Source organism: Capnocytophaga sp. G1920 (assembly GCF_051417515.1).
Genome location: NZ_JBPRKH010000005.1, coordinates 55,797 through 70,520 on the forward strand (window position 1 = coordinate 55,797; position 14,724 = coordinate 70,520).

Genomic DNA, 14,724 nt, shown 5'->3' on the forward strand with positions numbered 1-14,724 from the left:
AGAAAATTAGCAAATAAATAAATTAGTAGATTAATAAATTAGAAAAAAATGGGAACATTTAGTAGTAAACAGTATGCGTGGAGCGATATTTCGATTGCCTTTGGAGGGCGTATTATTGCTGGGGTGACAGAAGTAGAATACACTGAGAAAAAAGAAAAATCGGCGCTTTACGGACGTGGGAGTAAACCTTTGAGCATTGTAAGAGGTAATCACAGTTTTGAAGGGAAGTTGAGCATTTGGCAAAGTGAATTGGAAGCAATGACGCGTGATGCCAAAAACAACGACATTTTGAACCTTAACTTCGACTTGGTTGTTGCTTACGTTCCCTCAGAAGGTGGACAAATAGTAACCGATATTCTCAAGAATGTGGAATTTACCGAAGTGAAAAAGGCAATGAAGCAGGGGGATAAAAATATGGTTGTAGAGCTTCCTATTATCTTCACTGATGTAAAACGCCAATCGTAAGTGTGAGCCACAGTCATAGCACGACAAGCGAGTGCGAGCCAGACAGGCGGGGAAATTAGAAAATTAGCAAATTGATAAAAAATGGACGTAACAAAAGAACAAATCAAACAATGGAAAGCGAAGTACAAGGAAGTATTTGTATTGCGAGTAGATGACAAAGTGGCATACTTGAGAACGCCTGACCGCGCTACCCTGAGTTATGCTTCGACATTGGCAACGAAAGACCCGATGAAGTTTAATGAGGCTATTCTTACCAACTGTTGGTTGGGAGGAGATGAAGAGATTAAGACTGATGATGCACTTTTCCTTTCGGCAAGCAGTAAGCTTGGCGAATTGATACAAATTAAGGAAGCTACCTTGGAAAAGCTTTAAGCAGTGCGGAAATTGACGAGCCTCGGGATTGGTTGCGTATTACCAATGCCTCACTGCGTTACTATATGCACATTGCCAATCCCGATGCCCTCAATGATACTGAGTGGGCTATGCGAGTGAAAGAGCTGGAATGGATTCGCCAAAAGGAGAGCGAATCGTACGGAGAATAAAAAAGTAAAGAAAAAAGTTTATAAATGGCAGAAAATCCAAAAAACACGATATCTTCTTTCTTTGATCAGACTAAAAGGTTAAAGGAAGTGGTTAATAACATTATAGACCCTATCTCGTCTTTACAGAAAATATTTAAGCAAGGTTTTACGGCAGACACCCAAAAGATGAGTCTGGCTACTTTTGTGCAAGGTAATATGCAAAAGGCACAAGAAATACATCAGAATCTCACACAATACAGTGGGCAAACGGCTTATGAAGTACCATCGCTTGTGAAGGCTCAAGAGAGTTTGATGGGAGCAGGGTTGGTTCCTGAAGGAGCATTAGGAATGCTCAAACAAATAGGAGATATTGCCTTGGGGGATAGCAAAAAGATAGAAACCTTGGCTACTGCCTTTGCCAAAGTGACCACACAAGGGAAGTTGCAAGAAGCGACACTCACACAGATGCAACAGGCAGGATTTAATCCTTTGCAAGTGATAAGTGAGCGGACGGGCGAGACTATGACCTCTCTGCAAGAGCGAATGGACAAAGGAGGAATTTCGGCAAGAGAGTTGGCTGAGGCTTTCCGATGGGCAACTGACGCACAAGGAGATTTTTATCAAGGAGCTGAGAATGTGAACAGCACACTACAAGGCAGGTTTACAGTTTTAATGGCTTCGATACAATCTATAGCTGTAAAAGTATATGAGGTTATAAGTCCGTTGCTGATTCCGTTGGTAGCACTTTCTACGATGGTATTTGGTGCTTTGAATGACGGATTGAGTTGGTTTATTCAAAAACTTCAAGAGGGAAACCCCATAATCCTTGGTATTGCAGGAGTGTTAGGAGTATTTATTACAGCTATCACATTGCATAACACTTATATGGCTATTGCTGCGGCGTGGCAGAACCGACTATCGTGGGCAGTGATTAAAACGAACTTAGCTTTTTTAGCTAATCCTGTTGTATTGATTATAGCAGGCATCGTGGCTCTTATTGCTATCATCACTTATTGTATTGTAGGCGTGAGCGGTTGGGGCAAAGCGTGGGATAACACTGTGCAAGGAATGAAATACTTGTGGGAAGCCTTTATTCTCACCTACAAAGCCCATTGGAATACGGCGGTCAATGCTTTTATGGCAGGTATAGACCTCTGTAAGTTGGCTTGGTATAAGTTTAAAGAGGCTGTAGGTTTGGGAGATAGTAAAGAGAACCAAGCGATGATAAGCCAAATACAAAACGACTTGCAAGAACGTGCTAAATCGGTAGCAGAAGGCTATAAAAAAGCAGGTGAGGCAGGAGCTAAAGCAAAAGAATATTTTGGTAAAGCGTGGAACTCTTTGGAGTTTAAGAGCCTTTCGAGTGTGAAAGACGGGCTAATGGGCAAGTTAGGCATAGGACAAACGGGACAAAAAACAAGTCCGTTAGCAACACCTATTGCCAGCACACCTTTTTCAGAGATGGGTAATAAAACCAAAGATAATATTGTAACAGGAGGTGCCCGTCAAACGCATATCAACATACAGATAGGCAACTTGGGCACGGATACCAAAGTGTACGTATCATCGGTACGGGAAGGAGTGGAAAACTTTGGGGTGCAACTGAAAGAAGAGCTTCTGAGAATTGTGAACAGTGTAAACCAAATGCAAACAGTGTAATTTATGGAATTTGATATAAAAGAACTCACCGCACGGGCTTTTTTGGACTATGTAGGTCCAGCATTTCCGCAGTGGTGGGCAAACAATAAGACAAAATTTGTACTGCCGAGTTTGTTTAACATTAGTGAGGCACGCAGTAATGGCAGTCAGTATTTTATGACGTTAAAAGTGGCTGATAAATCGGGGGACCAGACTGTTTTCCCCAATGAGCCTTTGGTGAGTTTTTCGCTTACTAAAACCATTGTAGAAACGGCAACGGTAGGCAAACAACGCAAAGGTAAGGTCAAGGAATATATCACTACTGAAGATTGGCAAATTACCATAAGAGGACTGTGTATAGACCCAGAAAATCCCGATCAATATCCTACGGCACAAGTACAAAGCCTTAACAAATTGTTTGAAAAGAATGAGAGTTTGGAGGTGATAGGCAATAAGCTCTTTACTCTTTTTGATATTCGTAACATCGTGCTCAAAGATATTAGCTTTGAGGAAATGGAAGGCAAAGAGGGTATACAGAAGTACACCATTAAAGCTGTATCGGATATGGACTTTTATGCGGAATTAGACGAGAAACGAACCCAACTTAACAAGATATACTAATGTTTGTATTACAAGCGATTATAAAGATAGGTGATTACACTTTTAGAGCAGTACACAACGTTAAAATCACCAAATCGGTAGACGAATTAGCGGACACCTGTACAATTGAACTGCCAACCCATTTTAAAGTAGCCAAAGGGGGCGAAAGCCTTTATACTGAAAAGGCTATCAAGGTGGGTGACAAAGTGAGCGTTACTCTTGCTTATGAGGGTGTGTATAGCGGAGTGGAGTTTGAAGGTTATGTAAAGAAGGTTAAACCGAGCGTTCCTGTAAGCATAGAGTGTGAAGACGCTATGTACTTACTTAGACGTAAAAATATCAGCAAATCGTGGCAAAAAACAACACTTAGAGAAGTATTGCAGGAAGTTGTGAAGGACACGCCTATTGTGCTGGCGGACAATATTCCAGAAATGCAGTTAGACCAGTGGATTATTCGCAATGCGAACGGTACGCAGGTATTGGAGAAGCTGAAAGAAGAGTTTAGGCTAAGCGTGTTTATCAATGATGAAGGCAAGCTGTACGCAGGACTTTCGGAGCTTACCAATATAGGGCAAACAGCACGCTATGACCTCAATTACAATATTGTTGCCAATGATTTGGAGTATAGGACTAAGGAGGAACGCAAACTGAAAGTACGTTACACTTATATCGACAAAAACAATAAAAAGAAGACAGTGGAAGAGGGTGATCCTGATGGTGAGCTAAGAACCTTTCATACTTCGGTAGTGAGTGAGGAACCTAAGCTACGAGAAATGGCAAGAGCCGAGATGGAAAGGCTGAAATATGATGGCTTTGACGGCTCTATAACGAGTTTCTTGGTCCCTTTTGCGACGAGGGGTATGCAAGCTCATATGATAGATAATGAATTGAAAGAGATAGACGAACGTTACTTTATTAAGAAAGTAGAAATTACCTTCGGACGTAATGGCGCACGTCGACAAGTAACCATAGGAGCAAAATTATGAGTATAGACAGAGAATTAGCAGAAGGGCTTAGGCAGATAGGAAGACGCAAAACACCTACCATAGCCGTAGAAGTGGTATCGGTAGACAAAGCACAAGGCACGTGTGAGGTGAAGGACGACGAGCTACAATATACCGTGCGCTTAGCTTCGGTGATTAACGATAATGCTGAGCGGTTTTATCTCTTCCCCAAGGAGGGGAGTAGTGTGTTGATAGCTTCGATTGGGGAAGATGAGAACCGCTACTACGTGGTGGCTTATAGTGAGATAGAGAGCGTGAGCTTACGTATAGAAGAAACACAGCTTACAATAGACAAAGCAGGCTTGCACTTGCAACGCGGGGAAGTGGATTTAAAAAGTCTTTTAAACGAGCTTCTAACGGAACTTAAAAACGCGGTGATACAAACACCTTCGGGTGTAGGAAATTTTTCTCCGAACAATGTGATGAAGTTTGAGAAGATTAATAATAAGATAAACAAATTATTACAGTAATCAGTAGTTAGTAGTCAGTTGCAAGTTCTTGCAACTGACTACTAAAAACTAAGCACTAAACTTATGGCATTAGATAAACAAGCACTAAAAGCAGGGATTATAAGCCTGCAACAAGAAATGCTTACTAAAACAGAAGCAGGAATGGAAGAATATGCCGAACGACTTGCCTCTCTCATTGAAGCTTATGTAAAGAGTGGAGAGGTAATAGTTCAAACGGGCATACCTGTACTGGCAGGCACTTATACAGGAGTTACTACTGGTATAGGAAAAGGAACGATTAATTAGTAGATTAGTAAATTATTATAATAACACAATGGGAATAATCATAGAAGGACTTAAAGAGCATTTTGTATCGTTTATAGGAATGGTACTATCGGGAGTAGCTGGTTGGTTCTTTGGTAGACCCAAGCAACGTATGGAACTACAGACCAGCGAACTTGAGAATGTGGATAAAGCCGTGAAAATCTATCGAGAAATGATAGAAGATTTAGGGGCTAAATACGCAAGTGCTATTGAGGAGCTCAAAAAAGCAAATCAGCGTATTAAAGATTTAGAAAACTCTGTTGAAGGGCTATTAACTGAATTAAAGAAATACAAGCAACTAAATGGAAAATCAAAAGAATAATGCAAGTAGTAGTTTTACATAATCAGAGTCTTTTAGACCTTGCTTTACAGCACACAGGAACTATTGAAAGCATCTTTGAATTGGCAATGCTCAACAATTTGAGTATTACCGATGATGTGTTAGCAGGAAAAGTATTAACAATACCTACAGAATCATTCACTAATAAAGATATTTTGACCTACTACATCGCAAAGAAGATACAGCCTGCAACTGCTTTTACGCAAGAGGACAAAAGAATAAGCGAACGCCAAGAAGGTATTAGCATATGGGCGATAAACTTAGATTTTGTCGTGAGTCACGACGGACAGTAATTATTCACTTTTCACTATTTACGGAATTATGGCACGTACAATACAAGAAATACAACAGATTATCTATAATGCGAAAGAGCGAGAAGAAGCTCTAAACGGACTTAACTCAAACTCAAGAGTAGCTATATGGCGACTGTGGGTTTATATTATCTCGGTAGCTATTTGGAGCTTAGAAAAGTTATTCGACTTACATAGGACAGATATTGATAAACGCCTTACTGAATTAAAACCTCATACTGCACGGTGGTATAGAAGTAAAGCACTTGCCTTTCAGTATGGTTTTGACCTCTTACCCGACAGCGATAAGTTTAACAACAAAGATAAGACAAAGGAACAGGTAGAGGCGAGTAAGATTATAAAATACTCGGCAGTGGTGGAGAGTAATGACGGTAGGTTGATAGTAAAGATAGCCACTGAAAACGGGGGACGATTACAGCCTATTACAGCAGATGAACAAAATGCCTTTAGCGGTTATTTATCAGAAATTAAAGATGCTGGAGTACGCACTACGGTTATTAATTATCTGCCTGATAAGCTTGTTCTGAACCTTGATGTGTATTACGACCCGTTAGTATTAGATAGTAATGGAAGCGATGTGCTTTACGGCAAACGCCCTATACAAGAAGCCATAGAGGGTTATCTTAAAAACTTACCTTTTAACGGTGAACTTATTGTAGCGCACCTTGTAGACGCTTTGCAACAAGCCAATGGGGTGAAAATACCCCACTTAAAAGAACTCAAAACAGCGTGGATAGACCCCGAGACCAAAGGCTATGGAGCATTACAAAACATAGGAGTTACCCAAATACCGCAAAGTGGTTACTTTGAGGTAGACTGGAATGCTTCACAAATAAAATACATCACAAAATGATATTTAATTTCAAAATAGAAAAATTGGTCATTCTACTTATACCTTCTTTTTTGCGAAAAGCAAGAATGGTAGGATGGATAAGAACGCTTAGTGCTCCTATCAGTCAGTTGTATTATGACTTTATTCAGAAGAGATATTTGGATATTAAGAAACTTGGACTGAATGGACAAGTGTGTTACTTACGCAAAGCGCTAAATGATGCATTCGACATTGAGCAACGGCGTATACGCATATGGGACGGCAATCAGTACAAAGGACAGTATCTTTATACTGAAGGAGAACAAAAACCGAAGTTTTTAGGGACTATGTATTTACATCGTGAGGTAGATTACAGCGATACAGGAGTAGACTTTATCGTAAAAATACCTTTGGAGATATGGGAGGCGAAGAAGATTCCTACAAGTGAAATAGGTAAGTACCGTTTCTTTGAGATAGAAGCCCTAATAGACTTTTACAAATTAGCGAGTAAACGATATATTATAGAAGTATAGAAATTATGAACAGTATTAATGTAAACCAAACGGGAGGTTTCCCACTAACTACCGATGTATTAAGTTATATGCAGAATGCTTATAAGATATTCAATGCAATGAGTGGTATTTCAGGAGATTTAATTATTCTTTCGGGGTGTGAAGTAGTAGGGAACACGGTGTCAGACGGAGTAGTAGCCATTGAAGGAGAAATATACCCTTTTCAGGGTACGACACTTGGCTCTCACGTATTCATTAAAGAAGTGAATACGTCTAAAATTTTTGAAGACGGCTCACAGAAAACAGTACTTGTGGAGAAAGTAGCTACTTTTGGCAGTAGTACAAAGAGTTATCCGTGGGAGAGCTTCAGACGAGTGTTAAGTAACAGACAAATAGAAGAGAAATCTTTTACAGAAGAAACCTCTTTGTTGAAACGCTTGGAGAAATTGGAGGAACGTGTAAAGAAAACAGTGCCCTTGGGGTTGGTGGCAATATGGGGAAAACCAGCTAACATTCCTTTACCAGAAGGTTGGCGAGAATATGAACCTTTACGAGGACGTATGGCTGTGGGCTATGATCCCAATGGTAACAGTAGCTACCGATTAGAACAAATATTATTTGCAGGAGGTGAATTGGAACATACCCTTACAGTTGCAGAAATGCCTAAACTGACGATACCTTATAAAGATATATATTATTCTGAAAATGGAGGGACAGTTTATATTCACGGGGGTATTGGTTCGGGAGATACTGATCACGATAATAGAGGATTAGAAATGGATAGAACAACGATATTTAGTGGAGGTGAAAAACCTCACAATAATATGCCTCCTTACCGAGTGATTCGTTTTATAGAATTTGTAGGATTTTAATTTTTAAACTAAACGATATGACAGCAATAGAAACATTAAAACAGTGGTTTTCTAACCTTAAAAAACCAACACAAGAGCAGTTTTGGGCTTGGTTGGATAGTTTTTGGCACAAGAGCGAAAAGATACCAATGGCAAGCGTAGAGGGCTTAGACAAACTCGTAGAAGGCACGGCTTCAGCTGAACAATTGAGTAATCACCTAAACGATACACAGGCACATAAGGTGTTATTTGATGAGGTGAAGAAACAAATACAAGACATTAACACCATTTTGCAGGTAGATGATGTGAGTCTTGATACCTTGCAGGAAATTGTAACCGAGTTAAAAAACCATCGCCAGCTCAGCGACCTTATCACCTCGAAAATAGATAAGGAAATCTTCGGCTTAGCCCTTGAAGTTACCGATAACACCATACTTAGCAAAGAACACGCGGGCAGAGTGCTTAGGTGTAACAACGACACCGACATAAACTTAGACTTTAGTACTTTCCCCGACAACGCTTTGTTATCGGTTGTTAAAGCAGGAAGCGCAAGCATTCTCTTCACAGGCAAAACCCTTGTAGGCGATAGTAGTATCACAGGCGCAAAAGGAAGTACCGCCAGCCTTGTAGTTTGTGGCACAGAAGTAATTAGCAATGTAAATAACAAGCAATGAATCCACAACTGTTTTACAACTTTGGTATAAAAGGAGCCTCTCAATTGAACGTGAAAGATGTTACCTTTACTGTTTCCCTATATTATGCGAACACCCAATTCTTTGATATTGACAGGTTAGCGTGTGTCTTATATTACGAGAACGAGCAAAAGAAAAGTAAAAATATTGAAATGAAGGTGCGCCTATTGTTGAAGGACGAGTTACAAGGTATCTATTCCTATGAATGCACCTTTGATAAGGATTGGGAGCTACCCAATACCTTTAACATTTCTAATATACAGTTCTTTACCTACAATAAGATACTCACTTCAGAAGACTATACACAAACCCTTATAAAATTTAAAAGTGACGATCTATTTTATGAGGTACAAACTGTATATGAAAGAGAGGAGCGAAAGATATGTAATTTCTTGTGCTCTGTACCTTCCTACCCTACCCCTTTTGAAGTGCGCAATTTGCACAACTCCTTATTTGATATTATATTAAGAAAGATAGACGTACCTGATGGTGCACTCTCTATCTCTATGTACGATACCCAGCAAGGCAATAATGTAGATACTTCCGACCGAATGTTTCATTTTTCAGACAATAGCGAAAGTTTTTTGTTTGAAATAGATACTAATGGCAAGTGGCATAATGACCTATCAGAGGAAGAGAAGAACAGAATAGCACGAGAACTTACTGTATTCAGGCTTCAATTGCACGCCTCTTATTCCTTAAGAATATCTAACGATAGATGGCGGATAGAAGGTTCATCAAGTATGTCATATGATGCTTACCTATATACCCAAGAAGCAACACCTTATCTTCCCTCCTCCTATGAACCCTATGAAAGAGTCCTGTTAGAGAATGTATGGATAGAAGAGAACCAGGTAAAATGTAATTTCTATGTACAACTCATCGATGAACAAACTCTTGACCAGACGGACCCTCGTGAAGTTGGAATAGTCATTAATATTATAAACTAATGAAAGAATTTATAACAAAATACAAGCCTTACGCCCTCGAGACTCAGCGTAAAACGGGAATATCACACCTATTCATACTGGCGCAATCGGCATTAGAGACGGGCTGGGGTAAGAATGTGCCCGGTAATATGATGTTCGGCGTGAAAGCTAGCAAGGATACACCTGCAAGCAAGAAGCAGTTAGTGCGTACTACGGAGGTACTTTCCGTGCCTATGGTAACAAAGGGATTTTTTCCTGAGATTATCAGCATTACTAAGCGTGCGGACGGCAAATATTTGTACGTGGTGAGGGATTGGTTTAGGAAGTATGATACCCCAGAAGAGAGTTTCACCGACCACGCTCAATTCTTCATCAAAAACGAACGCTATGCAAAGGCATTGTTAGTAAGAAGCAACCCGTATAAGTTTGCAGAGGAGGTTGCTAAAGCGGGTTACGCTACCGCTCCTAACTATGCGGATACTTTGAAAAAAGTGATTAAAATGATTGAACAAGCAAAATAACTATGTATGAAAAGAGTTTTATTATCAATGTTACTCCTTTTGTCAGTGATTGGTTGCAGAACCAAAAAAGTAGAAACCTACACACAAAGGCAAGTCCAGAAAGAGCACTTTATCACCAATAAAGATAGCTCCCAGCTCTTTGTTCAGGAGTCTTACAAGTCTGAATGGTCTGATCTGTCCGCCACGTCTTTCGAGCTTGAACTCGAAAACGACAAAGACAGCCTTGGCAAAGCTAAAGAACTCACCTATACCCGCACTCGGGACGGCAATAGTGAGACTATAAGGGTACGCAATGGCAAGGTGAAAATAAAAGCTATCAGAGCCCATTCTAAGAGCTTACAGCAGGCTGATACTACTCTTTATAAGCAATCCTACGCAAGTGCTCAAACTGAAGTTCGTAAGCACGAAATACAGCAAGCTGAGCAAATACGAAAACACTCCCAAAGTACACCATTAAGGTATATTTTTTGGTTGTTATTGCTCGTAGTCTTAGCTTATGTATATTGGAGATACAAGCGTTTTAAACAGAAGATTTAAAACTTAAGTAAAAAACGAGCTACTTCATTGCGAGGTAGCTCGTTTTTTTATCTGTATAACTTTATGTTATTTACCTATTGACCACACGGTGTAGCTATTGGCGGGTACTTGTATGGTTACATTGCCATCGCCATCGGTAACAAAAAATAAATGACTATTACCAGAGTAATCTATCAAGGTTTTGTTTTTCCAATGGGTGGTGATAGTACGCTTGGCAGGGAGAGTGCTGTTGTTGATAAAGAGCACTAAGCCCGGACTTTTCTCGTTGCCCAGACGTGAGGCTACATACTCCGTATTAGAAGCTAAGTGAAATTTCTCTTCGCCTACTGCCAAACTGCGGTTGATGAGCATTAGCTTTTGTAGCTTGGCTTTGAAAGCCTCATTTTCGTAATCGGAATAGAAAATACAAGGGTAGCCACTATGGGTAAGAATATAAGCATACGCCATTAGTTTTTTATCAGGCGCAATAGTATTGTCCGCTATTTTGTCTTTCTCGGTATCGTGATTAGCTGTAAAAGTAACAGCTTTCTCGGGGCGCAAGGTTCTAAGCATTGGGTGGGTATCGGTCATTAGTTCGTGCATATCTTTATTGCGGTCTAATGCCTTTTCGAGGGCATAAAAGCAGGCAAAGTCGAAAGCACTTGCACCGCTCTCGTCTACCCATTTTTTAAGCGTTTCGGGGTTGCCGTCCCACAATTCACCTACGGCAAAACCACCTACTGCTTTTAGCCAATCACGTACTACCCAAGCCCCAAAGCTCTTCACATAGTCGAAACGCCAACCGTCAAACTTCATTGTATTTTTGTAATACTTAGCCATTGAGTTATCTTTTTCCCAAAGTTCTTCACGCACATAGGGCACTTTATGCGAGAGGTCTTGTTCCCCGTAAAAGTCAGCTCCTTCGTCAGAAGTTGCATATTTATTAGGGTGAAAGCACTCATAGTTGCGGTTAAATCTTCCAGAAGCATTACCGTGCGTCTCGTCAAAAAGGGTGTAGGTTTCCTTATTGCGGTAAGGGTTCCACTCTTTGCCTCCGCCATTGTTATGCCCTATAACGATATCGGCAATTACTTGCAAGCCAGTTTCGTGGGCTTTGCTGATAAGGTTTTCGAGTTCAGCGCGTGAGCCGAAGCGGGTTTTTACAGTGCCGTGTTGGTTGTATTCCCCAAAATCGAAATAATCAGAAGGGTCGTAGCCCATAGAATAGCCGCCAGAAGCCCCTTTGGTGGCAGGTGGTAGCCAAATGCGGTCTACCCCATTGGCTTTCCAATCGGCGAGTTTTGGGGTAATGGTATTCCACCATTCTCCGCGGGGTTCTACGTCCCAATAGAAGGCTTGCATCATTACGCGATTGCCGTTGTCTATTTTAGTAAGGTCTAAGGGAACTGTATTTTGGGGTTTTGGGTCGTCATTGTTGCCTTTTTTATCGCAGGAAAAGGCCAGCAATCCTGCGAGAAGGTATATATAATATTTCATATTTTTGGTATTTAAATGATATAATACAGGCTGTCCGACACTGTCGGACAGCCTGTATTCTGTTATAATTTTTCTATCTTGTAAGTACCTTCTTTGGTTTTTACATCAAAAGAGAAAGAAACGTTGTAAGTGCCTGCATTCACTTTGATGTTATTTCCACCATCTTTAAGCTTACCACTAAGAGCGGTTGCTGGGTTATCAGTGCTATCAGCACCGAAGTTTGTACCCCATTGGTTATTTAAACGGATTTTAATTTCTCCATCCTTTAGACTAACATTTTTAGCTTCCCATTGGTTAAAAGCACCATTGTAAGACAACTTGATGTCTAAATCCTTATTTTCGTCCCAACCATTAGCACCGCTACCAACTATACCCCAAGAGTATTTTTCGATACTATAAGTAAGGGCTTTTTCGTTGAAAGTAATCTTATAAGTACCTGCTAAGACAGCAATATTAGTTCCTCCAGACACTAATTTACCGTTACTTCCACCGTAATTAAGATCCCACTTATTATCTTTACGGAATTTGATGTGACCTGCTTTTAAAGTAGCATAAGCTACTAATGCACCATCGTCACCTTTCCACATTTTAATATCTAATCCTTTATCTGGATCCCAACCGTTAGCACCATCACCAGCTATTCCCCAATCGCTTGGTTTGATTTCATCAAGGAAAGGGGTTACTTTCAATTTATGCTCGGAGGAAAAATTACGTTGGTCGCTGAGGACTAATCTTACCGCTACGGTAACTTCGGTCGTTGTTCCTGCTGTAATTTCTAAATCACTTATAAGATAGTCATTTAACTCTTTACCTGTGATAGCAAGAGGGGATTTCTCAACTGAAATAGATTTCTCCTTTTTTCCATCTTTTCTTACAAAATTAACGGTATATTTAGGAGCAAGGTTTATGTTGAGGTTTTTCGTTTCCCAAGAAACAGTAAGAGCTGTTTGAGAGGCGGTGCCCTGTGTAAGTACTACGTTGTCGGTAGATAGGGAAGCCTCTATTTTGGCATCGGCATTAAGGGTTGCCTTTTCTTCGTCTTTTTCGCAGGCTACCAATGAGATAAGCCCCATACATAGTGCTGCTGTTTTAAGTATATTTTTCATAGTATTCTCTTTTTAGTATCCTGTATTTTGAGTAAGGTTGTCATTAGCGGTGCGTGCATCTTGAGGAATAGGATATAAGTTTCTATAATCGGGCACTGCTACACCTGAAGCGGCACCTCCTTTGAAAGACCAAAGGTAAGAACCTCCTGTAAATTTACCATAACGAATAAGGTCGGTACGGCGCAATCCTTCCCAGTACAATTCACGAGCGCGTTCATCTAAGATAAAATCTAAGGTAAGGTTGCTATCGGCTATGTTGCCAGAGGCGTTACCATAAGCACGGCTACGCAATTGGTTGATATAACCTAAGGCAGTAGCTCTATCACCTCCTGTACCACCGCGTAGCACGGCTTCAGCATAAGTAAGATATACTTCGGCTAAGCGAATGAGCGGTAAATCGGTGTCGGGGAATTTCTTTTCGGGGTCTTTACCTGCGGCTCCTGTAGAGGTTATGTTCTTGAATTTAGTAATGGCATAACCTGACTTTGTAAAGTCTTTTAAGTCTGTGTTCTCATAGGTTTGTCCATCGGTATAGAACATCGCGCGTTTGTCTTTCCAAGCGGTAGGCTCGTTATTACTATTGCGTGCTGATACCTCAAATTTATTAACGAATTCTTTAGGAGCTGTAAGACCACTCCAACCGTCGTTAATACCCAAGGAAGAAGCATTCATATTTCCTCCGGTAGCTCCGTGTATAATGAAAGCTGTACCTCCATAGGTTTTGGTATTAAGCCCATCAAAACTTGCTAAAAATATAAACTCGTTTTGAGCGCCATTGCTGTTGTTATCAGCAAGGAACAACTCATCGTAAGCGGTACCATTGTTATTGGCATCGGTAGTGTTTAAGCTATAGGAAGAGGCAATTACCTTTTTAGCATAGGTAATACAATCGGTATATTTATCTTGTCCTATATACACTTTAGCGTTGAGGTATAAACGAGCGAGGAGCGCTTGAGCGGCTACCACATCTACACGTCCGTATTCATTAGCACGTGCGGCTTTTAGTTTGCCCTCTAAATCCTTTAGCTCACTTTCTACGAAGTTAAAGAGTTCGGCACGTGTGTTTTGAGCAGGTTTTAAATCTGCCTTAGAGGAGGTTACTAAAGGTGCTTTTCCAAAAGCATCCATTACGTTGTAATAAGCATAAGCACGGATAAAGCGCGCTTCGGCAATATAATAACCTACTTCGGGGTCAGAAGCTAAGGCTTGTGCGTTATCTATAAACGAGTTCGCAAAAGCAATTTGTTGCCCCAAGCGGTTGTAATAGGCATTGGTAAAGGTGTTAGCAGGTGTCCAACTCATATTGTGGAAGTCGGGCACACCAGCATCACTCCAGCGAATGATTGCCTCATCGGTACTGGCTACTTGTAAGTAGAATTGCATACGAGTGTATCCAGTAGAACCTTCATCGGCACCTGCTATATCGCCATCACCGCTAGGACCTTTTTGCCCAGTAAGCGATAATGAGGCATAAATTTTAGCTAAGGCACCTTTAGCTTCAGTAGCGTTTTTAAACACGTCTTTTTCAGTAAAGCTATCGGGGTCTATAGGCTCTTGGTCTAAATCTTTCATACAAGCACTAAGCGAAAGTGCTAATATTACCCCAAAGATACTATGTTTAATATATTTTTTCATAC

General features: G+C 40.5%; 20 protein-coding genes. 17 read left to right on the plus strand and 3 right to left on the minus strand.

The features are described 5' to 3' along the window. Positions 1-48: 48 nt before the first annotated feature. From ACSQ7D_RS04500 to ACSQ7D_RS04580, 17 genes are all read left to right on the plus strand, one after another. Positions 49-465, plus strand: a complete 417-nt coding sequence (locus ACSQ7D_RS04500) for a hypothetical protein (protein WP_009411049.1) — start codon at positions 49-51, stop codon at positions 463-465. A gap of 81 nt (positions 466-546) precedes the next feature. After that, positions 547-837: a hypothetical protein gene (locus ACSQ7D_RS04505; protein ID WP_009411050.1), complete on the plus strand. Its 291-nt coding sequence runs from the start codon at positions 547-549 to the stop codon at positions 835-837. A gap of 32 nt (positions 838-869) precedes the next feature. Then, on the plus strand, positions 870-1,007 hold the full coding sequence (locus tag ACSQ7D_RS04510; RefSeq protein ID WP_002674103.1) for a hypothetical protein: 138 nt from the start codon (positions 870-872) through the stop codon (positions 1,005-1,007). Between the two features lie 24 nt (positions 1,008-1,031). Further along, positions 1,032-2,645 carry a tape measure protein gene (locus tag ACSQ7D_RS04515; protein WP_437135517.1) on the plus strand — a complete coding sequence of 538 codons (1,614 nt, stop codon included), beginning with the start codon at positions 1,032-1,034 and terminating at the stop codon, positions 2,643-2,645. A 3-nt stretch (positions 2,646-2,648) separates the two neighbouring features. Next, positions 2,649-3,245, plus strand: a complete 597-nt coding sequence (locus ACSQ7D_RS04520) for a DUF6046 domain-containing protein (protein WP_437135518.1) — start codon at positions 2,649-2,651, stop codon at positions 3,243-3,245. Further along, entirely contained in the window at positions 3,245-4,210 is a 966-nt protein-coding gene (locus ACSQ7D_RS04525) for a late control protein (RefSeq protein WP_437135519.1), read from the plus strand. Before ACSQ7D_RS04520 ends, ACSQ7D_RS04525 begins: the two co-directional genes overlap by 1 nt. Continuing rightward, positions 4,207-4,698 (plus strand): hypothetical protein, encoded by a 492-nt coding sequence (locus ACSQ7D_RS04530; RefSeq protein ID WP_437135520.1) that lies wholly within the window; start codon positions 4,207-4,209, stop codon positions 4,696-4,698. The genes ACSQ7D_RS04525 and ACSQ7D_RS04530 overlap by 4 nt, the downstream gene beginning before the upstream one ends. A 63-nt stretch (positions 4,699-4,761) precedes the next feature. Continuing rightward, complete coding sequence (locus tag ACSQ7D_RS04535; RefSeq protein ID WP_308765840.1) at positions 4,762-4,983, plus strand: hypothetical protein; 222 nt, start codon at positions 4,762-4,764, stop codon at positions 4,981-4,983. Between the two features lie 28 nt (positions 4,984-5,011). After that, a complete protein-coding gene (locus ACSQ7D_RS04540; RefSeq protein WP_009411055.1) occupies positions 5,012-5,323 on the plus strand; it encodes a hypothetical protein in 312 nt (103 codons plus the stop codon). Continuing rightward, the gene (locus ACSQ7D_RS04545; protein WP_015781913.1) at positions 5,323-5,634 is read left to right on the plus strand and encodes a hypothetical protein; all 312 of its coding nucleotides are present in this window, start codon (positions 5,323-5,325) and stop codon (positions 5,632-5,634) included. Before ACSQ7D_RS04540 ends, ACSQ7D_RS04545 begins: the two co-directional genes overlap by 1 nt. A gap of 28 nt (positions 5,635-5,662) precedes the next feature. Further along, entirely contained in the window at positions 5,663-6,505 is an 843-nt protein-coding gene (locus ACSQ7D_RS04550; RefSeq protein ID WP_015781912.1) for a hypothetical protein, read from the plus strand. After that, the gene (locus ACSQ7D_RS04555) at positions 6,502-6,996 is read left to right on the plus strand and encodes a hypothetical protein (protein WP_015781911.1); all 495 of its coding nucleotides are present in this window, start codon (positions 6,502-6,504) and stop codon (positions 6,994-6,996) included. The genes ACSQ7D_RS04550 and ACSQ7D_RS04555 overlap by 4 nt, the downstream gene beginning before the upstream one ends. A 5-nt stretch (positions 6,997-7,001) precedes the next feature. Further along, positions 7,002-7,847 carry a hypothetical protein gene (locus ACSQ7D_RS04560; RefSeq protein ID WP_009418576.1) on the plus strand — a complete coding sequence of 282 codons (846 nt, stop codon included), beginning with the start codon at positions 7,002-7,004 and terminating at the stop codon, positions 7,845-7,847. A gap of 17 nt (positions 7,848-7,864) precedes the next feature. Next, positions 7,865-8,500, plus strand: a complete 636-nt coding sequence (locus ACSQ7D_RS04565; RefSeq protein ID WP_437135521.1) for a hypothetical protein — start codon at positions 7,865-7,867, stop codon at positions 8,498-8,500. Continuing rightward, on the plus strand, positions 8,497-9,468 hold the full coding sequence (locus tag ACSQ7D_RS04570) for a hypothetical protein (protein WP_437135522.1): 972 nt from the start codon (positions 8,497-8,499) through the stop codon (positions 9,466-9,468). Before ACSQ7D_RS04565 ends, ACSQ7D_RS04570 begins: the two co-directional genes overlap by 4 nt. Continuing rightward, positions 9,468-9,968, plus strand: a complete 501-nt coding sequence (locus ACSQ7D_RS04575) for a glycoside hydrolase family 73 protein (protein ID WP_437135523.1) — start codon at positions 9,468-9,470, stop codon at positions 9,966-9,968. Before ACSQ7D_RS04570 ends, ACSQ7D_RS04575 begins: the two co-directional genes overlap by 1 nt. A gap of 6 nt (positions 9,969-9,974) precedes the next feature. Further along, a complete protein-coding gene (locus ACSQ7D_RS04580; protein ID WP_437135524.1) occupies positions 9,975-10,505 on the plus strand; it encodes a hypothetical protein in 531 nt (176 codons plus the stop codon). Positions 10,506-10,571: 66 nt separating this feature from the next. On the opposite strand, the gene ACSQ7D_RS04585 is transcribed toward ACSQ7D_RS04580, so the two are convergent. From ACSQ7D_RS04585 to ACSQ7D_RS04595, 3 genes are all read right to left on the minus strand, one after another. Continuing rightward, positions 10,572-11,981 (minus strand): alpha-amylase, encoded by a 1,410-nt coding sequence (locus ACSQ7D_RS04585; RefSeq protein WP_437135525.1) that lies wholly within the window; start codon positions 11,979-11,981, stop codon positions 10,572-10,574. A gap of 62 nt (positions 11,982-12,043) precedes the next feature. Continuing rightward, positions 12,044-13,087 carry a SusE domain-containing protein gene (locus ACSQ7D_RS04590; RefSeq protein WP_437135526.1) on the minus strand — a complete coding sequence of 348 codons (1,044 nt, stop codon included), beginning with the start codon at positions 13,085-13,087 and terminating at the stop codon, positions 12,044-12,046. Between the two features lie 12 nt (positions 13,088-13,099). Beyond that, positions 13,100-14,722 (minus strand): RagB/SusD family nutrient uptake outer membrane protein, encoded by a 1,623-nt coding sequence (locus ACSQ7D_RS04595; RefSeq protein WP_437135527.1) that lies wholly within the window; start codon positions 14,720-14,722, stop codon positions 13,100-13,102. Positions 14,723-14,724: the final 2 nt, after the last annotated feature.